The following is a 21,718-nucleotide window of genomic DNA, read 5'->3' as shown; positions in this document are numbered from 1 at the left end:
TCATATGAAAATTGTATTTTTAGGAACGCCAAGCTTTGCTGTACCTATATTGAAAGGATTACACGAGCATTATGAAATCGCACTTGTCGTTTCACAACCCAATAGAGTAAAGAAGAAGGGAGTATTTTTAGATACTCCTGTTGCAAGATTAGCTAAGGAATTAGGTCTACCCCTAATTCAGCCAGAATCTATTAAGGATATTTTTGATGAAATGGAAGCCCTTCATGCGGATACCTTAATTACCGCTGCCTATGGACAGTATATTCCATCTAAGATCTTAAATTTATTTAAGGTTAAGGTGAATGTTCATGGATCTTTGCTTCCGAAGCATAGAGGTGGTGCCCCAATTCAAAGATGTCTTATGGAAGGGGATAGTATAACTGGTGTTACCATTATGGAAATGGCTAAAAAGCTCGATGGTGGTAAAATCTATAGTATGGAAGAATATAAAATAGAGGATAGCGATACTGCATCTATTCTATTTGATAAATTATCTATTATGGGTAGAGATTTATTATTGGATAGCCTACCAGATATTTATAATGGTAAGAATTTAGGTATTCTGCAGGATGATACAAAAGCTACCTATTCGGCTAATATTTCTATGGAAGAAGAAGAAATCAAATTAAATAAATCCTCAAAAGAAATCATTAATCAAATCAGAGGCCTTGCGGATGAACCAGGGGCCTATTTGAAGGTTCATGATACGAAGCTTAAGATATTTAAAGCTCATGAGGTTAAATATTTAGGGAGTGAGGTCCCAGGTACTGTATTAAACATCAAAAAGGGAATTACCCTTAAGACCTTAGATAGTGCGATTTCCCTAGATTTAGTCCTAATGCCAGGAAAAAAGATTACCAAGGGTATAGATTTTTCTAATGGACAAAAGATTTTTGTCCTAGGTGATATTATTCTTAGTGAATAATTATCTAACTTATGATAAAATTTGTAAGCGAGGTGATATGTTTTGGCTTTTAAAAAACTGAAAAACTTAAAAACAAAAATACAGAATAAAATCCGAAACAACACCTTCTATCAAAAATATTTCGGATTTGAAAATGGTATTGATATTACAGATGATAAGATGGTGCAATATAGAAAGAATATTGTAATTAAAAATATTATCTTTGTCATCAATATGATCTATACCTTAATTTTTATGATTATATCCATTGGAGACCCAACGAATTCCTCCAATTGGCTATTAACTGTATTATTATTCCCCGTTACAGCTTTAGTAAACTACTTTTTGGGTAGATTAATAAAGACAGGACCTGAGGATACTTTAAGCCAAACCATGGCGATGTATTTGGCCGCATTCTATATGCTTCTATCCTCTATTTTAGTCTATGTTAAATTAAAATATGGTGAGGTAGAAAATATTCAAGGTGAGCATTATTTATCTGAAGCAGGTTACATTTTAATTTATATAGCCTTGCTGATTGCCGCATTCTATCAAAATAAGAAAATGCTTAAGAATATGTTCATTTGGGTTGTTGTCATTGTGACGATATTACATTTTACCATTACCTATTCTATGCTTGAGGTAGCTGGTAATCAGAATATCTGGGAAGGTATTAAAAGAGTTTTTAGTGGTACAGAATTTAGAGATATTTTAATCCGAACCATCCTCCTTGTAGGATTTATGCTTATCCTATACATTTATGTATCTATGTCGAATTATATGCAGGATGAGCGTAAAAAGGAGCTTGCAAAAAGAAGAAAGGTTCAGGATGATTACACGAATGTAGTTACGAAAATCTTTGATGTTACATTATCTAGCGAAAAGATTACAGAAGAAGAAAAAAAGGAAGCGGATATTTTAGCTATAATGGTTAAAAAGCTTTCCTCCCTCTTATCCTTATCCCCTGAAAAATGTGATGAGGTTGTAAATTATTCTAGGCTTCATATCGATAAAAGGGTAGATTTTTCCTTCCAAAATATTCAATCGGATGAGGAAAAGTTTTTAGCGATACGTGAGCAAACAGAATTAGGTAGCAAGCTCATTTCAAGGCTTCAGCTAAAAAGGAAGGGAGAAGATATCCTAAGGGCAACATTCGAGGGTTCTGATGATGATACTTTCATTCGTCATGAAAGAGAGATTCAAAATGCGCTTGAATCTGAAATTATTTTAATTTGCGATTTATATGTTTCTATGAGAAGCGTTAAGCCTTATAAGAAAGCATATAATCATAAAAACACAATTGCTTATATGGAAAAATCCTTCAAGATTTATTTTGATCCAATGGTATATGACCGTTTTACAAGATATTCTTCGGATTTTGAAAAAATATTTGATGAAATGTAGGAGATAATATGGAATACGAGTATAAGACAAAGGGAGTCTGCTCCCGCCAAATCCATTTCGATATTGATGATAATGGAATTGTTCACAATGTATCCTTTATGGGTGGATGCAATGGTAATTTAAAGGCCATTGGAAAGCTTGTTGAAGGAATGAAGGCCGAAAAGGTTATTAAAATATTAGAGGGCAATACTTGTGGGTCTAGATCTACAAGCTGTGCAGATCAGCTTGCCCAAGCATTAAAGGAGAATTTATAATGAAAAGATTTTTTACATCAGAAAGTGTTACAGAAGGACATCCAGATAAAATTGCAGATCAAATTAGTGATGCAATTTTGGATGATATATTAAAAAACGACCCAAATGGTAGAGTTGCATGTGAAACCATTTGTACAACAGGTATGGTAATGGTATTTGGTGAAATCACCACAAACCATTATGTTGATGTACAAAAGATTGTAAGAGATACTGTAACTGAAATTGGTTATGTCAGAGGAAAATATGGCTTTGATGCCGATAATTTAGCAGTTTTAACTGCAATAGACCCACAATCCCCAGATATCGCAATGGGTGTAGATGAATCCTCTATCCATGAGCAGGGTGCAGGAGATCAGGGTATTATGTTTGGTTATGCATGTAAGGAAACAGAAGAATATATGCCTCTTGCGATTACCTTAGCTCACAAGCTATGCCATAAATTAACAGAGGTTAGAAAGAATGGTACTCTTTCTTATTTAAGACCAGATGGAAAGAGCCAGGTAACTGTTGAATATGATGATGATGGAAGTATCCTAAGAATTGATACTGTATTAATTTCAACACAGCATTCCCCAGAAGTAGAGCTTTCAAAGCTTGCAGAGGATATAAAGAAATATGTTGTAGATGAGGTAATTCCTTCTAATTTAGTAGATAAAGATACAAAATTCCTATTCAACCCAACCGGTAGATTCGTCATTGGTGGACCAGCAGGTGATTCAGGCCTAACCGGAAGAAAAATTATTGTAGATACCTATGGTGGAGCTGCTTGCCATGGTGGTGGAGCATTTAGTGGTAAGGACCCATCTAAGGTAGATAGAAGCGCATCCTATATGGCAAGATATATTGCTAAGAATGTGGTAGCTGCAGGATTATGTGATAAGTGTCAAATTCAATTATCCTATGCCATTGGCGTTGCGGAGCCAACCTCTGTTTTAGTAGATACCTTCGGTACTGCAAATGTTGATGAGGAATTCATCCAAAATAAGATTTTAGAGATTTTCGATTTAACTCCAAAGGGGATTATTCGTACTCTAGATTTAAAGCGTCCTATCTATAAGCAAACCGCTGCCTATGGTCATTTTGGTAGAACCGATATTGATCTTCCTTGGGAGCATTTAGATAAGGTTGATGAATTAAAGACTTTATTAAAGTAATCCTTTTTAATCATTTTTAGGCGAATTCGAAAAAAATTCGCCTTTTTTGTCTATTTATTATATGGAGGCGATAAGATGACATGTAAAATATGTGGTGAAGCATTCTATATGAAAAGAGGCTTATTTGATTTATTCAATATGAAGGAGGTTTATATTTGTAATAAATGCTATAAAAAATATCCTATAGATTTATCCTTTTTGGCTTGTCAATTAGATAAATATAATTGTATTATCATACCTATGTTTAAAAAGAGATATTATATAGACTTTAATGCATTTATTCATGAATATACGAAAATCTTTATTGCAAATTATAAAAGGGTGGGCTATGAGCTATTCTTTTTTAATCATGTGGATTTATCTATTGATGATACCTTAGAGGCGCTTGATGCTATATCAAAATTAGTAAGAAGTGATATCATCATATTATGCTTTTCTCTAATAAAATAAAAATAAAACCCCATATATTGAAAACGCTTTTATAAAATGCTATAATAAAAGTACCAAGAAAAGGAGTGATATATATGAAGGTAGAAGTTGTAGGAAAGAATGGCTTTTCACCAAGTGATGCAAACAAGGAGTATGCAGCAAAGAAGCTTGCAAAGCTTAAGGATATGATCCCTGATTATGAGGATGTAACTGCAAGAGTTGTTTGTAAGGTGTATAAGACATACCATAAGGTTGAGGTTACAATTCCTTCCAAGAATATCATACTTCGTGCTGAAGTTACTGAAGCTGATCTTTATGCAGCAATCGACGGGTCAATCGACAAGCTAATGAAGCAGGTTCGCCGTTACAATGATAAGGTTAAGGACAAGCTAGGAAAGACGGGCATTAAGAATGCCTCTTTAGTTGCTGTGGCTGCTGAAGAACCAAAAATTTCAAGAGAGAAGCATTTAGACCTAGAGCCTATGACAGCGGAAGAGGCACTAGATCAAATGGAATTATTAGGTCATGATTTCTTCGTTTACTTAGATAAGGAAACAAGAAAAACGAACGTTATCTACTTAAGAGCAGATGGCGATTATGCAATTCTTGAAACTGAAGCAAAATAACGGAAGTTTAGGTATAAGCTCTAGGGTTACCCTAGGGCTTTTCTTATAATATTTATGTAATAAATATAAGTTTCTGTGATTCTACAGTTTTTGTTGAAAATTGACATTTTTTATAGTATTATATAAAAGTGATATTTTAGAGAGGAATTTCCAAGATTATTCAATTTTGGAGTTTTGTGTTATGGGACTAAAGATTTTTGATTCTGGTTATAACGAAATGAAAAGATGTGCTAAGCTTGCGAAAAAGATCTTAGCACTCGATAGTGAAATGCAAAAGCTTACCGATGATGAGCTTAAGGCAAAAACACCTTATTTTAAGGAATTATTAAAGCAAGGTAAGACACTGGATGACTTACTTGTTGAGGCATATGCTGTAGTGCGTGAGGCTGCCTATAGAGTTACAGGGATGAAGGCTTATGAGGTACAGTTAATTGGTGCTGCAGCGATTCATGGTGGTAACATTGCAGAAATGAAAACGGGTGAAGGTAAAACCTTAACTGGAGTATTCCCTGCATATTTAAATGCTTTAACTGGAGATAGCGTTCATATCGTTACTGTTAACGAATACCTAGCAGGAAGAGAAACTGAGGGTGTCATTGGTGATATTTATCGTTTCTTAGGCTTAACTGTCGGATTAAATTTAAGAGAATTAGATCGTCAGCAAAAAAGAGATGTATATAATTGCGATATCGTTTATACAACAAACTCAGAGCTTGGCTTTGACTACCTAAGAGATAATATGGTTCCAAACTGGGAGGAGGTTACTCAGCTTAAGGGCTTAAACTTCTGTATCATCGATGAGGTTGACTCCATTTTAATTGATGATGCAAGAACACCACTTATTATTTCTGGTCCACAAAAGGATGATGGTGGATTATATGAAAAGGCGGATTCCTTTGTTAAGGCTTTAAAGGAAGAGGATTATGAAATCGATATCGAATCTAGAACCATTGTATTAACGAATAGTGGTGTTGATAAGGCAGAAAGATTCTTCCATGTTGAAAACTTATACGATATCGAAAATAATACTTTAGTTCATAGAATTAACAATGCCTTAAAGGCGGTATATATTTTTGCAGATGGTAAAGAATATGTTGTAGATAGAGAAACCAGTGAGGTATTAATTGTTGACCAGTCTACAGGTCGTATCCTAAAGGGAAGACAATTTAGTGAAGGCTTACACCAAGCACTTGAGGCTAAGGAAGGTGTTGAAATCAAGAAGGAAACCATCACGGTTGCAACCATTACCTATCAGAATTTCTTCCGTATGTATAAGAAGCTATCTGGTATGACCGGTACAGCAAAGACAGAGGAAGAGGAATTTAGAGATATTTACAACATGTATGTTGTTGAGATTCCAACAAACCGTCCAGTAATTAGAATTGATGCACCAGATAAATTATTCTTAACTCCAGAATATAAATTCAATGCGTTAGTTGAAGATATTAAGGAGCGTCATGCAAAAGGACAGCCAATCTTAGTTGGTACTGCAAACGTTGAAACATCAGAATTAGTTCATAAAATGCTTGTAAAGGAAAACCTTGCCCATGAGGTATTGAATGCGAAAAACCATGCAAGAGAAGCAGAAATCATCGCTCATGCAGGTGAGCTTGGTGCAATTACGATTTCTACAAACATGGCTGGACGTGGTACCGATATTAAGCTTGGTGAGGGCGTAAAGGAGCTTGGAGGACTAGCCGTACTTGGTACAGAAAGATTCGAATCTCGTCGTATCGATAACCAGCTAAGAGGTAGATCTGGTCGTCAGGGTGACCCAGGCTATTCTTGCTTCTTCATTTCTTGCGAGGATGAGCTTATGCAAAGATTCGGTGGAGATGCATTTAAGGCAAGACTTGCCACTATTGTTCGTATGATGAACGAAGATGATGAAACAAAGCCAATCGAATCTAAGATGCTAGTGAAGATGGTTACTATGGCTCAAACAAAGATTGAGGGCTTAAACTACGATTCACGTAAGAACGTATTAAAATATGACGATGTTGTACGTCGTCAAAGAGAAACCTTCTACGCTGAGCGTCAGCAGGTAGTCAAGGCTTTAAACCTAGTAGAATTATTAAAGCAAATTATGAAATCTGCCATCACAAATAAGGTAAATCAGTTCATGGAATCTGAGGCTGAATTTGATGATGAGAAGCTTACAAAGACATTCAATGAAAGAATATTTGGTGCACCTCTACTCGATGTAAATATAATTAAGGGATATGATGAGGATACCGATATCATCAATTATATTTATGATGCATGTGTTAAGGAATTTAGCGACCGATTAGAAAAGATTAAAGCGGATCTTAAGGAATTCATTCCAGAAGAAGTACAAAAGGAAGACCCAGCTATTTTAGATAAGCAGATTATGCTATTTATTAAGAGAATCATTCTTCCAATTCTAGATAGAAACTGGAGAGAGCATATCGATGATATGCAAGGCTTCCGTCAGGGTATTTATCTACAGCAATATGCTCAAACAAATCCACTTGAGCTATACCAAAGTGAAGGATATGAGCGTTTCAAGAGATTAAATGCTAAGATGAATGAAGAAATCCTAATTTCTGCAATGCATGCAAGAATTCGTGTAACAAGAAAGGCTGAAGAGCCAAAGGATGAGCTAAAGGGCTTAAGAACAAATCAGGATTTATCTACTGTAAATAGTAAACAACCTGTAAGAAAAGAAGCAAATCCAAATGCTAAATTTGTCAATGTAGGTCCTAATGCACCATGTCCATGTGGATCTGGTAAGAAGTTTAAATTCTGTCACGGATTAAGAAGGTAATCGAATAAAAAAAATCCCTCACATTTCGGTGAGGGATTTTTCTATAGGATAAATAAGGATATACCACAGGATATAAGTAAGAAGAATGTAATGATGAATCCATTCTTCATAAAATCTATAAATGTATATTTTATCCCATTTTCCTTTAATATTCTCATCCACATAATACCTGCAAGTGCACCTACTGGTGTAAGAAGTGCACCAATATTAGAGCCCATAATGGTTGCATAAACAAGCTTCATATTGGAAGTACCAGATAGAATAGAGGAATACATCATAGTCATTGGAATATTATTTACTATATTACAGGATAATGTAGAAGAGTATAAATACAATAAAGGCTCTATAGATTCCTTTGTATTATGGAATAGATTTCCAATTTCATTAAATATACCATATCCATTTAATGCCATAATGATCGTATACATAGATAATATAAATGGTATTAAGCTATAAGGTGCTCTTTTTAATGTCGATTTAATATATCTTTTCTTTTTGGCAATTAAGCCATAGCTAAATAGGAATAATAATAAGGATGCTGCAAAGGATAGACATATAATCCACATTTCAAAATGAATGTAATTGGATATAGCTAATAATATAGTAGTTAAAACTAAATGAATGAGGGAAAGGATACATACAAGCTTATTTTCAATTTTGGCTTTTTCAAAATCGAATACTTCGATTTTTTTAGATAAGCTTTTATGGAATAAAAGAAGTAATACAGATATACTAAATATAGATGTGAATATAGAAGGAAGAATCATTTTTAAGAAATATCCTAAGAAATCTAAATGAAATAGGGTAGATAGGTATATATTGGTCGGATTACCAATGGATAATACCATACTCCAGGTATTTGCTGCAGTGAATTCCATAACTAAATACGGAATAGGGTTTATATTTCCTTTTTTAGAAAAATATAGAATAAAAGGGGTAAAGGTTAATATGACAATATCATTTGAGGTAAATACAGTTATTATAGATATTAGTGCATAGAGTACAAAGAATAGCATATATTGACTCTTTCTATATTTTTCTATGAATATAGATGCAATATATCTAAAGAAGCCAGCCTCATCTAGTGCTATAGATATAAAGGATATAGAAATAAATAATATTAATATTTTTAAAGGATTAATATCACTACTTGATATTAAGCTTTGAAAGAATTGATTTCTATCAAACCCAGGCAATAATAGTAACAATATTGCTGCAAATAAAAGTGGCATAAAGAATGTGTCTATTGTAATATTTTTAATTCTTAAAATTGGGAATTTTAAAATACATAAGAACATTAAAATTATGGCACTTATAGAAATAACTAATGTATATACCATTTTAGCACCCCAAAAGATTATATACCTTTGTTATAAAACTTCAAGTTTTTTTCTGCCAATGAATTGAGATTTTTTAAAAATCATTATATAATGAATCTATATGTCGATTGGTGGGATCAAAATGCTTTATCTAGGATTTATTTTAGGAATAATTCTATATGTCTTATCTATTGGAGCCTTTATAGGATATGCTGTATTATTCTTTATGAAAAAGAATCAAATCCTAGAAAGATTTGTAAGTTTGATTTTCCTGCTTCATTTAGTCTTACTTGCAGGATTATCCTGGAGTGTAGTATTAATGAATGGATCCTTTAGAGTAAATATTAATTTAGGAATCGATTATTCCTATGTATTCATTATTTCTGTTCCTATCATCATTTTATATGAGGTATTGGATTACTTCCAAAGAAAGAAGATTCATAAAAGTGATAAGATGTTTGTGAATGTTGTAAGATATTTACTTCCTGTACTCACAGCGGTTTTATTCTTTGTATGTTCGATTGTTTTTTATTTCTTATGGAATGATTTTCAAATATTATCGATTACCATATAATATTAAAATTTATGTAAACGTTTTAAAGAGGACAAAGAGAAAGTATAACTTTTTTATTGTCCTTTTTTATTGTAAAATAAACGTAGTTTTGTGTATTTTACAAAAATGACTTTAATAGCAAACGAGGTATAGAAAATGAAGGCTGTTGTATCCGTGGTTGGTAAAGATTCTGTAGGTATTTTAGCATCTGTTGCTACTAAGTGTGCAGAATTTAAAGCAAACATTGATGATGTTAACCAAACCATTATCGATGATTACTTTACTATGTTTATGATTATCAACATTGATGAATTAACCATTGAGTTCAATTCATTTGTTGATAAGATTCAAGAATTAGGAAAAGAGAAGAATCTTGAGATTCATTGTATGCATGAAGATATTTTTAATCTAATGCATCGTATCTAAGGAGTACATAATGAATAATAAGAGCGAAATTGTAGAAACCATAAAAATGATTCAAGAACAAAATCTTGATGTTAGAACCATTACTATGGGTATTTCCCTAATTGATTGTATGGATACTGATATTAAGAAGTCTTGTCAAAAGGTTTATGATAAGATTTATAAATATGCTAAGGATTTAGTTAAGACAGGTGAGGCTATATCTAAAAAATATGGTATCCCTATTATTAATAAAAGAGTATCTGTTACACCAATTTCAATGTTAGTTGGTGTATCCGGTGGAGATCCTATCGAATATGCGAAAACACTAGATAAGGTGGCTAAGGAAATCGGAGTTAACTTTATTGGTGGATATAGTGCACTTGTTCAAAAGGGCTTTGCTCCTGGTGATAGAGAATTAATTGAATCTATTCCAAGAGCTCTTGCTGAAACAGATGTTGTATGCTCAAGTGTGAATGTAGGATCTACAAGAGCAGGTATCAATTTGGATGCTGTAAAGATTATGGGAGAAAAGATTAGAGAGGCTGCAGAGCTTACAAAGGATAGAGAATGCATTGGTGCATCTAAACTTGTGGTCTTCTGTAATGCAGTTGAGGATAACCCATTTATGGCAGGTGCCTTCCATGGCGTTGGTGAGGCAGATTGCGTCATTAATGTAGGTGTATCTGGACCTGGAGTTGTTCGTGCGGCTATTGCTGCAGCACCTAAGGATGCTCCTATTTCAGAGATTGCAGATATCATTAAGAAGACTGCATTCAAGGTTACAAGAATGGGTCAGCTTGTTGGTGTTGAGGCATCTAAGATGCTTGGCGTTGAATTTGGTATTGTCGATTTATCCTTAGCTCCAACTCCTGCAGTTGGTGATTCTGTTGCTCATATATTAGAAGAGATTGGACTTGAGCAGTGCGGTGGTGTTGGTACAACCGCATGTCTTGCCATGCTTAATGATGCAGTAAAGAAGGGTGGAGTTATGGCATCCTCCAGAGTTGGTGGACTTTCTGGCGCATTCATTCCTGTATCTGAGGACCAAGGTATGATTGATGCAGCAAGAAGTGGTGCACTTTGTATTGAGAAGCTTGAGGCAATGACTGCAGTTTGCTCCGTTGGACTAGATATGATTGTAATCCCTGGAGATACTACAGCTGAGGTCATTTCTGCACTAATTGCAGATGAGGCTGCAATTGGTATGATCAACTGTAAAACAACAGCAGTAAGAGTTATTCCTGCCATCGGTAAAAAGGATGATGAATCCTTAGACTTTGGTGGATTATTAGGATATGGTCCTATTATGCCTATAAGAAAATTAAAGCCAAATGTATTTATAAATAGAGGCGGACATATTCCTGCACCATTAAATAGCTTGAAGAACTAATAAAGGTTTGAAAGAAACCCTAGAAAATAAAAAATGAGGAAAATGAAAATGGATTATTTAGAGAAAGCAAATTTATGGAAAAATTATAAGGATTTAGAACCATCCTTAAAGGCTGAGCTTGATTCAATGGATGATCAAGCATTAAAGGAAGCATTTACTACAGATTTAGCCTTCGGTACTGGAGGACTTAGAGGAATCTTAGGTGCTGGTACAAACCGTATGAATATCTATATCGTAGGTAAAGCCACCTTAGGCTTTGGTAGATATTTACTTAAACAGTCCCCTGTTGCAAGATCTATGGGTGTTGCAATTGCTCATGACAACCGTCATCAGTCTGTTGAATTTTCTAGATTTGCAGCAGAAGTTTTATCTAGCTTAGGCTTTAGAGTATTCTTATTTGAATCCTTAAGACCTACACCTGAATTATCTTATGCAGTAAGAAATTTCAAGTGTATTGGTGGAATTATGATCACTGCATCTCATAACCCTAAGGAATATAACGGTTATAAGATTTATGATGAAACAGGCTGTCAGCTTGTACCTGCTAAGGCAGATCAGGTTATTAAAGAAATCAACGCAATTGAAGATTATTTTGCAATTGAGCATTCCCTAAATCATGATTTAATTTATTATATTGGAAAAGAAATTGATGAAAAATATATCAAGGATGTAAAGAAGATCATCCTAAGACCAAATCTAAAGAAGGATTTTAAGCTCGTTTATACTCCACTTCATGGTACTGGTCAGGTATTTGCACCACAGGTGTTACAATCTGAAGGCTATGATGTTGTACCTCTTGCATGCCAAATGACGAATGACCCAAATTTCTCTGGTGTAAAGACTTCTAACCCAGAAAATAAGGAAGCATACGATGAGGCTATAGAGCTTGCAAAGAAAATTGGTGCGACCATCGTCCTTGCAACTGACCCAGATGCGGACCGTTTAGGTATTGCTGTTCTACATGATGGAGAATACATCCTATTTACAGGTAACCAAACTGCTGCATTAGTATTTGATTATATTTGTAAGACAAGAAAGGAATTAGGCACATTACCTTCGGATGGTTACCTATTTACTACGAATGTATCTTCAACACTTCCAATTGCCATTGCTGAAAAATATGGCTTAAAAACTGAAATTACATTAACAGGCTTTAAGTTTATCGGAGAAAAGGCAAGAGAAATGGAAACTACTCACCGTGGTACTTATGTATTCGGCTTTGAGGAATCCTATGGCTGCTTAGTTTCTGATTGTGTACGTGATAAGGATTCCATTCAAGCAATTTTAATGCTTTGTGAGACAGCTGCATACTACCGTGAAAAGGGTATGGATTTATATGATGCATTACAAGAAATTTATAAGGAATATGGATACTACAAGGAAGGTATTACGAATATTAGCTTAAAGGGTCTTGAGGGTGCAGCAAAGATTTCAAGAATCATGAATTATTTCCGTGAATCAAATATTTTCTTAAAAGATTTCAAGATTTTAGCTAAGGATGATGTATATAAGTCTATGCATTATGATTATGTATCCGATAAAGATACTACAATTAAGCTTCCTCAATCGAACGTCATTAAATATTATCTAAATGATAATATGTGGTTTGTACTTCGTCCATCAGGAACAGAACCTAAGCTAAAGGTTTACTATGGTGTTAAGGGTAATTCAAATGAAGAAGCAGATGAAAAGCTTGCCCTATTAACTAAGGAAGTACTTGAAATTGTTAATATGATAAAATAGATTATCGAAAAAATTGAGAGTGAAAACACTCTCTTTTTTCAATATGCTTTGATTTCATATTGTAATTGTGCTATTATATACAAGTATATAAAAGAAAAAAGAGAAAATTTATGAAAAAAGGGGGAAACAAAAATGATTATATGGCATGATATTGATAATGATCGTATTACAAAGGATCAATTTATTGCATGTATTGAAATCCCTAAGGGAAGCAAGAAGAAATATGAGCTTGATAAGGAAACTGGTTTGATTATTCTAGACCGTATTCTATATACATCTACACACTATCCAGCAAATTATGGATTTATTCCAAGAACCTATTCTCAGGATAAGGACCCACTCGATGTATTAGTATTATGTGATGAGCCATTTGACCCACTCGTATTAGTACGTTGTAAGCCAATTGGCGTAGTAAAAATGATCGATGAGGAAGCTGCAGATGAAAAGATTATCTCTGTATGTGTAAATGACCCATCTATGAGTGGATATAACGATATTAGTGAGCTTCCGCCTCATATCCTAGATGAAATTAAGCATTTCTTCATCGTTTATAAGCAGCTTGAAAATAAGACAACCTTCGTTACAGAAATCGATGGTGTTGACGAGGCTAAAAGAGTTATTCAAGCATCTATTGATGCATATAATGATTTATATTTAAATTAATATTTAAGGAGAGATTAAAATGGCTTTAACAGCAGGTATAGTAGGATTACCTAATGTTGGTAAATCTACTTTGTTTAATGCAATTACAAAGGCAGGTGCTTTGGCTGCAAATTATCCATTCGCAACCATTGAGCCTAATGTAGGTATGGTAAATGTACCAGATGAGCGCCTACATGTTCTATCTAGTATGTATAACCCTAAAAAGACTACTCCAGCAGTATGTGAATTCACCGATATTGCAGGCTTAGTTAAGGGTGCATCTAAGGGTGAAGGCTTAGGTAACCAATTTTTAGGTAATATCAGGAACTGTGATGCAATCTTAGAGGTTGTAAGATGCTTCCAGGATTCTAACGTTACCCATGTTGAGGGTACGGTAGATCCTGTAAGAGATGCAGAAATCATCAATCTAGAATTAATTTTAGCGGATTTAGATTCTGTTCAAAAAAGAGCTGTAAAGCTTGAAAAAAAGGCTCAATCTAAGGTGGATGACGCTCCAGCTGAATTTGCATTCCTAAAGAGAATTGAAGCATGTCTAATGGAAGAAAAGCCAGTTCGTACATTAGAATTATCTGAGCAAGAAGAAAAATATCTATCTGGATACCAATTATTAACTGCAAAGCCATTTATGTATGTTGGTAACGTAAAAGAGGATTATATTGCAAACCAAGATGATGATAAGGATTATCAAAAGCTAAAGGCCTATGCAGAAAAAACAGGTGCGAAATGCATTGCAATTTCAGCAGAAATCGAATCTGAGCTTGCTGTATTAGAGGATGACGAAAAGGAAATGTTCTTAGCGGATTATGGAGTTGAAGAACCAGGCTTAAATAAGCTTATTCGTGCAACCTATGATTTATTAGGCTATGCAACCTATTTTACAACTGGTCCTGATGAATGTAGAGCATGGACCTTTAGAAAGGGTATGCTTGCACCTGAATGTGCAGGTATTATTCACTCTGATTTCCAGCGTGGCTTCATTCGTGCGGAAACTGTTTCTTATGATGATTTAATTCAATCAGGCTCTATGCTTAAAGCAAAGGAAGCTGGTCTTGTTCGTCAAGAGGGTAAGGATTATCTAGTTCAAGATGGCGATGTAATGCTATTTAAATTTAATGTTTAAGACGGTCTAAAAAAGGGCTGTCTTTTTTTTGATATATAATATAGGTGGATAGAACGATAATTTCATTTTTAAATATTTTATTTATAATTTATAAAACAACTGTCCCATTTAATAATGGAGGTAATGAATATGAAAAAAGTATTTTCTTAGCTTCTTTAATTTCTATTCCTTTTCTATTATGCGTTTGTCAAACTTTAGATAATGTGAAAGAAACATCAAGTACTGAAATTACCACATCTAAAAAATATTCAAATTGTAAAAATATGGATATACCTGTTGTTCAGTTTTATGAAGAATCCAGGTTTTGGGGATATGATGGAAGAACAGGTGTTTATACATCTGGTTATTTCTTAATTATGCCGGGCTTAAGCTTAAAGAATGCAGGAACCTCTGATGATTGGATTAATCAAGAAGAGATAATAATGAACCAATATATTGTTGGAGATTATTTTAGGCTTATCGTTGGATATGAAAAAGAAGGCAAATTAAGAAATGCATTTAATTTCGAAGGCGGATCTTGCGATTCAGGATATGATGTATATGAGGAGGTAAGCTCATTTACATATTATCCTTGTGAAATAATTAAAATAGATGAAAAAGATATCACTAGGGATGAAGATGGATATATTCAAAATATTTCTACAGGAGATTATAATATTGATTCACATGCCAAGCTAGATATAGTTACAATTGATTTTCCTAACAATCCACATGAATATAATGCTTTTTCTTACTTAAATAAATATAAAGGAGAGGTCTATGCATCTGTTCAAGAAGGTGTTATATATTCATTTTTATCTTATGACCCAACCAATGAAAGAAATAATGAAATAAGAGAGATTTCTTTATAAAAGATATAGATTTTTAATAACATTGAGCAGTCAAACCATGACTGCTTTTTTCTCGTGCAGAAAAATCTTTTATCCGTTTATTCAAATTATTTAATAAAATGTATAATATTACAAAATCTACTTGTTAAAATGACTTAATCCGAAGGATTAAAATGTGTTTCGAAAATTTCGAAACTATTCGAAAAAATATTCAATACTAGATAGGTAAATTTTTTTGAAATTTTCTATAAAAAAGTCAAAAAAAGTGTCAAAAAAGAAAGCGGTTTTATTGCATAAATAAGGGTGTTTTAGTATAATTATATTATAATATATAATATAGGTTAAAAAAGAAGGGAGAATGGAAAATGGATTTATTTGATATGGTCCAGGATAATTTCTTTTCGTTATTATCTTCGAAAAATAAAAGAATTTACTTAGCTAGCATCCTTCAGGTTTTCAAGGTATATGAAACAGGTACAATCTTAGGTATCGAGAAGAAAATCGTAGTAGATGACCTAACGTATTTTTTAGATTCAAATTCTCAATATTTATATGACATTGAGGATGAAGAGGATGAGGAAGCAAATCCTCAAAGTAAGCGTGAGCTTGCAAATTACATTTTAAGAAGAATGGAAGAATGTGGATGGATTTATGTCGATGTTACAAATGATTATATCGAGATATTAAATTTCACAGATGTGGCGATAACCATTTGTGAAGCATTATTAAATGCATATCCACAAATTGATTTAATGGACAGTGAGCTTCCAGATGATTATGTTGACCCAACACAATATCAAGGATACATTTATTCCATATATACACTTTTGAATCAGCAGGATAATATCGATTATGCACTTACCTTCTCCTTAGTATTCTCGAATACGAGACAATTAATTCGTGCAATCAGAAGACTAGATGCAAGAATGAAGGAATATATTACTTCTGTAATTGACAATACAGAGATTAAGGACCTTATGGAAAGATTAATTCGATACAAGAATGAGGTATATGATAAATCCTATGTTAAGCTAAAGGTTTCTGATAATATCGATAGATATCGATTAAACATTGTAACAAAACTTGAGGAATATCAAAGCGATGAAACGATTGTTAAGGCTATATCGAAAAACTATATTGCTGTTACGAAAACAGAGGAAGAAGCCATTAGTAAAGCAATCCGAAATATCGATGAGGTTATTGATGCATTCAATGCGATTGAGGATTTCATTACAGAAATCGATAATAAGAATAGAAATTATATCAATTCTACCATTGGTAAAATTAAATTCTTATTATCTGAAGAGGATAACATCATTGGTAAATTAAATACAATCTTAAAATTTGTTAAGGATCAAAACAAAAAGGGTAAGCAGGATAGAGCTATCAGAATTATTGATGGCTTATATAACTTACCACAGCTTAAGGTTTATAACATGGAAGGATCCTTATATACCCCAAGAGGTGGATATCAAAGAAATGCCAACCAGGTATTAGATGATGTTGGATTTGATTTTGATTTAAATCCAGAATTCCTATCTCAGTTCCGTACAGCATATAACGAAGAAGAGGTTGCAAACTTCTTAGATGCAAATTTAGTTGATGGTGTATTCCAGGCATCAAAGATTTTAAGATATGATTGTACAAGAACAGAATTTATGATGGTTGTATATTCTATTATATTATCCGTTGAAAAATCCTATGTTGTTGAAATCTTAGATGACACTAAGGTGGAAACAGAAAAGTTCATTATCAAAGATTTTATCATTAAGAAAACATTAGTGTAGGAGAGAGAATATGTTAGACGCATTAGAAAAAATGACAGTTACACAGCAGGGTCAATTTAAAGACACTGCAAACAAGCTACTTGCTTGTACATTCTTATCAAGAGATAAAAAGGATAATAAGGAAGCTTATTATTTCCTAATGAGCTATAAAGAGGTATTTGATGAATTCTTCCAGATTCTAGGCTATGAGATTACATTAGATATGCCTACAGGCTCTGTAATGCTATCTGGAGCATCTGCAGCCAATACCTTAAAGCTTAGAAGAGATGAAACCTTGGTATTATTGATTTTAAGACTTTTATATCATGAAAAGATGAAGGATACATCCTTAAATGAAAATATCGTTTGTGCTGTATCGGATATTCATGAAAAATATGATTATTTAGAAATTAAGAAGAAGCTAAATAAGACAGATTTAGTTTCCTCCTTAAGATTACTTAGACGTTATAATCTTATTGAAATTACAGGTGATGTTACAACATCCTCTTGTAAGCTTGTTATCCTTCCTACCATTTTAATGGCAATTAAGACAGAGGATATAACCGAAGTATTCAATACGATCAATAAGATTAATGCAGCTGAGGAGGCAAAGTAAGATGAAGAAGCTTGTTAAGGTTAGATTAATCAATTGGCACTATCTTGCTAACGAAACAATTGAATTAAATGGTAATACATTACTTACAGGTCCAAACGCATCAGGTAAATCTACGATCATGGATGCCATTACCTATGTTCTTACTGCAGGTGATACAGCATTCAACCTAGCTGCAAACGAAAAGGGTAAGAGAGATTTAAGAGGTTATGTAAAATGTAAGCTTGGTATGGATGATAGAGAATACCTAAGAAATGGTGATGTCTCTGGTCATATCGCACTACAGTTCCATGACGAAAGAACTGGTCTTGATTTTACCGTTGGTGCTGTAATTGATGCTTTCGGTGATTTGGCACCAGTTAAGACGATCTTCTATAGAAGTGATGAGCCTATCAATGATTCTATGTTCATCTCTTCTGAGAAGAGCATTTATGGTGTTGTTGAATTCCGTAAGCATAATCCATTATTTGAATATTATTTAACAAAGAAGGAAGCAAAAAGAGGCTTTAGAAACGCCTTTGGTTCCATCAATGAGGATTTCTATAGATTAATTCCTAAGGCATTAGCATTTAAGCCAATTGCAGATGTTAAGGAATTTATTTATCAAAATATTCTTGAGGAAAAGGAAATCGATGTAACTGCAATTCAAGAATCCATTCGTGCATATAAGGAGCTTGAAATTACATTAAAGCTAATTCAAAGTAAGATTGCAGATTTACATGAAATTGATTTTGTATATCAGGAAATCCTAAAGATTCAAGAGAATAAAGCATATATTGAATATTTAATGCATTTATTTGATGTTGAATCTGTAAGAAATGATATCAATGATGCAAAGAAGCTCATCGATAAGGAAGAGCAATTAAGAGTTCGTAAACAAAAGGAATTACAGGACTTAGATCAAGAAAACATTTCCCTACAGGAGCGTGCAAGAGAATTATATAATCTACTTGCATCGGATGACACCTTTAAGGCAGAAGAATATACCAATAGAGAAATATTAAAAACGCAGGCAAATATTGCATCCTTAGAGGCAAACCAGCAGCAATTCTTAAAGAGAAGTTCAAACTTCAAGGATATAATTAATGCTTTAAGAAAGCTATCTGAGGAGAAATTATATAATGAAGCTGCAAATATTAATTTATCCTTAATTAATGTAAATGCTGTTGAAGAAACTAAATTAAGATTAAGAGATATCAATTCTCGTATGCAAGCTTTAATTTCTAAGAAGAACCAAAAGCTAGGTAGCTTAGATTCCTCTCTTGAGGCAATCATCCAAGAGATTAATCAAATTAGTGTTGCATTAAGAGATTTAAAGCAAAATAAGATGAATTATAATCCTCAGTTAGTTCAGATTCGTCAAGAAATCCAGGATGGCTTAAAGAGAATTTATAATTATGATATCAATGTACATATCTTTGCAGAGCTATGTGAAATTGTTGACCCTAAATGGGCAGATACCATTGAAATTTTCTTACGTAATAGAAGATTTATGATGATTGTTGAACCAAGATATTATGATCAGGCTTTACAAATTTATTCAAGAATTAAAAATAGATATCATTTATATGGTATCGGTTTAGTTAATACAAAGCAGATTCAAAAATTTAAAACATTTGAAAAGAATTCCTTAGCATCCATTATTGAATCGGATAATCCAGATGCAAGAGCGTATATCAATTACACCTGTGGTAATGTAATTATGTGTGATGATCCAATGGAGCTTGAAAAATATCAAACATCTATTACAAATGATCACCTATTATATTCGGGATATACTGTTACAGATTTAAATCCAAATGTAGATAAGCCATTTATGGGTAAGAATGCTGCAGCTAAGGCATCCTCTATTTGGGCTGAAAAGGCAGAGGAGGCTAAGGCAAAATATACCGAAATCAATTCTCAGGTAGAAAAGGTTTCAAAGGAAATCGAATTATTAAATCAAATTGATATTCGTCCATTGCTTGAGGACTTAGATAAGGCATTAGAATTAGTTAAGGAACAGGCAGCCTTAGAGGATTTAACTCGCCAGGCTAAGAGAGCTAAGAATGCTACTCCATCTGAGCTTCAGGACGATTATGAAAAGGTACAGCAATCCATTAAGAATATCGAAAAGAAGAAAATGGATTTATCCATGGAAATCGGTTCTATTGGAACTAGAATTAATGCATTACTTGAGGCTGTAAGCCAAAAGAATAGTGAGCTTGATACACTAACAAATGAGCTTAAGGATTTAGCTAAGGATAATGTATCCTTTGAATCTCGTGCTAAGCAAGAATATAATGCTATCATTGAAGGACAATCCTTCAAGCAGGCACTTGCATCCTACAAGGAGAAGTATGAAACTGAGGAAGGATCCTATTCTACACTTGTAGATAATTTAGTTGCAAAGCAATTTAATTATGTAAATAAATATAATTCTACATTAACGATTGGTTTATCTGAAATTGATAAGTTTATGGTAGAATTAAATAAGCTTGAAAAGAGTGAACTAATTACTTATGAAAATAAGGTAAGAAGTGCAAGAGAATCTGCTGAAGTAGTATTCAAGGAAGACTTCATTGCTAAATTAAGAAACAATATCTTAACTGCTGAACAAGAAATTGGAAAGATTAATGATACCTTAAAGAATATTCGATTCGGTAATGATTCCTATGAATTCATCTTCCCAAGATCAAGTGAATATGCACAATTCTATGACATGGTTACATCCGAGCTTGTAGATTTAAATCAAGGTCTATTCACCTATGATTTCCAAAATAAATATGATGAACAGATTCGTGAATTATTTGAATCCTTATCTCAGGATGAATTAAATTCTAATGGTGCTATGAATAAATTTACGGATTACCGTACATACATGGATTACGATATTAGAATCATCAACCAGGATGGTGAATCTATGACCTATTCTAAGGTATTTAAGGAAAAATCCGGAGGTGAAACTCAGGTTCCATTCTATGTTGCAATTATTGCATCCTTCGTAAGAGTTTATACAAAGATTGGCTTCTCTGGTGGAGATCCTATTGGTATTGTAATGTTCGACGAGGTATTCGATAAGATGGATGGTAACCGTATGAGAGCGATGATGAGCTTCATCAATTCTATGCCACTACAGGTAATTATTGCCTGCCCACCACAAAGAATGGATATTCTACAGGATTATGCAGATACAACCTTAATCATGGTACGTCAAGGTACAAAGGCTAAGGTTTTACCAATGACAAATAAGGAAGGTGCATTACGCTAATGGGCTTATTCTTTAAAAGGAAAAAAAATCCATATCAGGATATAGATTTAGACGAAGAGGTAGCTTTATCTGGTAGAGCCTCTGATAGAATCATTATGGAAAAGATGAATTATGATGATCCTCGCGCAAAGGAGCTACTTGAGGCATTAAGATCTGGTTCACCACTCGTATTAAATTTTGATGGCATGGATTTACAACAAGCAGATAAATATATGGCATTCTTCCAAGGTGCTGCAATCGCACTTGAGGGAAGAGCTGTAAGAATCAATGAATCTACATTCCTATATGCTAGAAAAGAAGAATTCTTAGATGGCTCATTAAAGGAATTTGTAGATAGCCTACCAAAGGAAAATTAAGATTAAATAATCAGAAGATTTGGCAATAATTTGCCAAATTTTCTTTTTTTCCTCCTTAGTATTTCAATTATTTGATATTCAGGTTATAATTTAATAAATAAACTGATAGAAAGAAGATGAATAAAATGTCAGTAACTCTAAATCAAGGCTT

19 protein-coding genes are annotated in these 21,718 nt (G+C 33.4%); 18 read left to right on the top strand and 1 reads right to left on the bottom strand.

Features of this window, described 5'->3' with window-relative positions:
- Positions 1 to 4: 4 nt before the first annotated feature.
- From fmt to secA, 7 genes are all read left to right on the top strand, one after another.
- The gene (fmt, locus tag SPJ17_RS04720) at positions 5 to 925 is read left to right on the top strand and encodes a methionyl-tRNA formyltransferase (RefSeq protein WP_321093152.1); all 921 of its coding nucleotides are present in this window, start codon (positions 5 to 7) and stop codon (positions 923 to 925) included.
- A gap of 42 nt (positions 926 to 967) precedes the next feature.
- The gene (locus SPJ17_RS04715) at positions 968 to 2,308 is read left to right on the top strand and encodes a hypothetical protein (protein ID WP_321093150.1); all 1,341 of its coding nucleotides are present in this window, start codon (positions 968 to 970) and stop codon (positions 2,306 to 2,308) included.
- Between the two features lie 8 nt (positions 2,309 to 2,316).
- The gene (locus tag SPJ17_RS04710) at positions 2,317 to 2,562 is read left to right on the top strand and encodes a TIGR03905 family TSCPD domain-containing protein (RefSeq protein WP_321093148.1); all 246 of its coding nucleotides are present in this window, start codon (positions 2,317 to 2,319) and stop codon (positions 2,560 to 2,562) included.
- On the top strand, positions 2,562 to 3,716 hold the full coding sequence (gene metK / locus SPJ17_RS04705) for a methionine adenosyltransferase (protein WP_321093147.1): 1,155 nt from the start codon (positions 2,562 to 2,564) through the stop codon (positions 3,714 to 3,716). Before SPJ17_RS04710 ends, metK begins: the two co-directional genes overlap by 1 nt.
- A 75-nt stretch (positions 3,717 to 3,791) precedes the next feature.
- On the top strand, positions 3,792 to 4,166 hold the full coding sequence (locus tag SPJ17_RS04700; RefSeq protein ID WP_321093146.1) for a hypothetical protein: 375 nt from the start codon (positions 3,792 to 3,794) through the stop codon (positions 4,164 to 4,166).
- Between the two features lie 74 nt (positions 4,167 to 4,240).
- Positions 4,241 to 4,771 (top strand): ribosome-associated translation inhibitor RaiA, encoded by a 531-nt coding sequence (raiA, locus tag SPJ17_RS04695; RefSeq protein WP_321093144.1) that lies wholly within the window; start codon positions 4,241 to 4,243, stop codon positions 4,769 to 4,771.
- 181 nt (positions 4,772 to 4,952) lie between these two features.
- On the top strand, positions 4,953 to 7,559 hold the full coding sequence (secA, locus tag SPJ17_RS04690; RefSeq protein ID WP_321093143.1) for a preprotein translocase subunit SecA: 2,607 nt from the start codon (positions 4,953 to 4,955) through the stop codon (positions 7,557 to 7,559).
- Positions 7,560 to 7,600: 41 nt separating this feature from the next.
- Here secA and SPJ17_RS04685 read toward each other — a convergent pair whose 3' ends face one another.
- On the bottom strand, positions 7,601 to 8,899 hold the full coding sequence (locus SPJ17_RS04685) for an SLC13 family permease (RefSeq protein WP_321093141.1): 1,299 nt from the start codon (positions 8,897 to 8,899) through the stop codon (positions 7,601 to 7,603).
- A 121-nt stretch (positions 8,900 to 9,020) separates the two neighbouring features.
- Here SPJ17_RS04685 and SPJ17_RS04680 point away from each other — a divergent pair, with 121 nt between their 5' ends.
- From SPJ17_RS04680 to sepF, 11 genes are all read left to right on the top strand, one after another.
- Positions 9,021 to 9,452, top strand: coding sequence for a hypothetical protein (locus tag SPJ17_RS04680; protein WP_321093139.1), 432 nt, complete (start codon positions 9,021 to 9,023; stop codon positions 9,450 to 9,452).
- Positions 9,453 to 9,587: 135 nt separating this feature from the next.
- A complete protein-coding gene (locus tag SPJ17_RS04675; RefSeq protein ID WP_321093138.1) occupies positions 9,588 to 9,857 on the top strand; it encodes an ACT domain-containing protein in 270 nt (89 codons plus the stop codon).
- A gap of 10 nt (positions 9,858 to 9,867) precedes the next feature.
- On the top strand, positions 9,868 to 11,226 hold the full coding sequence (locus tag SPJ17_RS04670) for a PFL family protein (protein ID WP_321093137.1): 1,359 nt from the start codon (positions 9,868 to 9,870) through the stop codon (positions 11,224 to 11,226).
- Between the two features lie 48 nt (positions 11,227 to 11,274).
- Positions 11,275 to 12,969 (top strand): phospho-sugar mutase, encoded by a 1,695-nt coding sequence (locus SPJ17_RS04665; protein WP_321093135.1) that lies wholly within the window; start codon positions 11,275 to 11,277, stop codon positions 12,967 to 12,969.
- A 132-nt stretch (positions 12,970 to 13,101) separates the two neighbouring features.
- Entirely contained in the window at positions 13,102 to 13,632 is a 531-nt protein-coding gene (locus SPJ17_RS04660) for an inorganic diphosphatase (RefSeq protein WP_321093133.1), read from the top strand.
- Positions 13,633 to 13,651: 19 nt separating this feature from the next.
- On the top strand, positions 13,652 to 14,752 hold the full coding sequence (gene ychF, locus SPJ17_RS04655) for a redox-regulated ATPase YchF (RefSeq protein WP_321093131.1): 1,101 nt from the start codon (positions 13,652 to 13,654) through the stop codon (positions 14,750 to 14,752).
- A gap of 44 nt (positions 14,753 to 14,796) precedes the next feature.
- Complete coding sequence (locus SPJ17_RS04650; protein WP_321093130.1) at positions 14,797 to 15,603, top strand: hypothetical protein; 807 nt, start codon at positions 14,797 to 14,799, stop codon at positions 15,601 to 15,603.
- A gap of 344 nt (positions 15,604 to 15,947) precedes the next feature.
- Complete coding sequence (locus SPJ17_RS04645) at positions 15,948 to 17,369, top strand: Wadjet anti-phage system protein JetA family protein (RefSeq protein ID WP_321093128.1); 1,422 nt, start codon at positions 15,948 to 15,950, stop codon at positions 17,367 to 17,369.
- A gap of 10 nt (positions 17,370 to 17,379) precedes the next feature.
- A complete protein-coding gene (locus tag SPJ17_RS04640) occupies positions 17,380 to 17,964 on the top strand; it encodes a DUF4194 domain-containing protein (RefSeq protein ID WP_321093127.1) in 585 nt (194 codons plus the stop codon).
- Position 17,965: 1 nt separating this feature from the next.
- Positions 17,966 to 21,211: an SbcC/MukB-like Walker B domain-containing protein gene (locus SPJ17_RS04635; protein ID WP_321093126.1), complete on the top strand. Its 3,246-nt coding sequence runs from the start codon at positions 17,966 to 17,968 to the stop codon at positions 21,209 to 21,211.
- A complete protein-coding gene (gene sepF / locus SPJ17_RS04630) occupies positions 21,211 to 21,567 on the top strand; it encodes a cell division protein SepF (RefSeq protein ID WP_321093124.1) in 357 nt (118 codons plus the stop codon). Before SPJ17_RS04635 ends, sepF begins: the two co-directional genes overlap by 1 nt.
- The last annotated feature ends 151 nt before the right edge of the window (positions 21,568 to 21,718 follow it).

This window comes from Anaeroplasma sp., from assembly GCF_034179385.1.
Classification (GTDB): Bacteria; Bacillota_I; Bacilli_A; order Acholeplasmatales; family Anaeroplasmataceae; genus Anaeroplasma.
Note: the sequence above shows the minus strand (reverse complement) of the source record. Positions and strands in the feature narration are given on the sequence as shown.

Bases quoted from the DNA above. Each gene is read 5' to 3' on its own strand.
- fmt (WP_321093152.1), top strand. From the start codon at position 5: ATGAAAATTGTATTTTTAGGAACGCCAAGCTTTGCTGTACCTATATTG.
- SPJ17_RS04710 (WP_321093148.1), top strand. From the start codon at position 2,317: ATGGAATACGAGTATAAGACAAAGGGAGTCTGCTCCCGCCAAATCCAT.
- metK (WP_321093147.1), top strand. From the start codon at position 2,562: ATGAAAAGATTTTTTACATCAGAAAGTGTTACAGAAGGACATCCAGAT.
- SPJ17_RS04700 (WP_321093146.1), top strand. From the start codon at position 3,792: ATGACATGTAAAATATGTGGTGAAGCATTCTATATGAAAAGAGGCTTA.
- raiA (WP_321093144.1), top strand. From the start codon at position 4,241: ATGAAGGTAGAAGTTGTAGGAAAGAATGGCTTTTCACCAAGTGATGCA.
- secA (WP_321093143.1), top strand. From the start codon at position 4,953: ATGGGACTAAAGATTTTTGATTCTGGTTATAACGAAATGAAAAGATGT.
- SPJ17_RS04685 (WP_321093141.1), bottom strand. From the start codon at position 8,899: ATGGTATATACATTAGTTATTTCTATAAGTGCCATAATTTTAATGTTC.
- SPJ17_RS04680 (WP_321093139.1), top strand. From the start codon at position 9,021: ATGCTTTATCTAGGATTTATTTTAGGAATAATTCTATATGTCTTATCT.
- SPJ17_RS04675 (WP_321093138.1), top strand. From the start codon at position 9,588: ATGAAGGCTGTTGTATCCGTGGTTGGTAAAGATTCTGTAGGTATTTTA.
- SPJ17_RS04670 (WP_321093137.1), top strand. From the start codon at position 9,868: ATGAATAATAAGAGCGAAATTGTAGAAACCATAAAAATGATTCAAGAA.
- SPJ17_RS04665 (WP_321093135.1), top strand. From the start codon at position 11,275: ATGGATTATTTAGAGAAAGCAAATTTATGGAAAAATTATAAGGATTTA.
- SPJ17_RS04660 (WP_321093133.1), top strand. From the start codon at position 13,102: ATGATTATATGGCATGATATTGATAATGATCGTATTACAAAGGATCAA.
- ychF (WP_321093131.1), top strand. From the start codon at position 13,652: ATGGCTTTAACAGCAGGTATAGTAGGATTACCTAATGTTGGTAAATCT.
- SPJ17_RS04645 (WP_321093128.1), top strand. From the start codon at position 15,948: ATGGATTTATTTGATATGGTCCAGGATAATTTCTTTTCGTTATTATCT.
- SPJ17_RS04640 (WP_321093127.1), top strand. From the start codon at position 17,380: ATGTTAGACGCATTAGAAAAAATGACAGTTACACAGCAGGGTCAATTT.
- SPJ17_RS04635 (WP_321093126.1), top strand. From the start codon at position 17,966: ATGAAGAAGCTTGTTAAGGTTAGATTAATCAATTGGCACTATCTTGCT.
- sepF (WP_321093124.1), top strand. From the start codon at position 21,211: ATGGGCTTATTCTTTAAAAGGAAAAAAAATCCATATCAGGATATAGAT.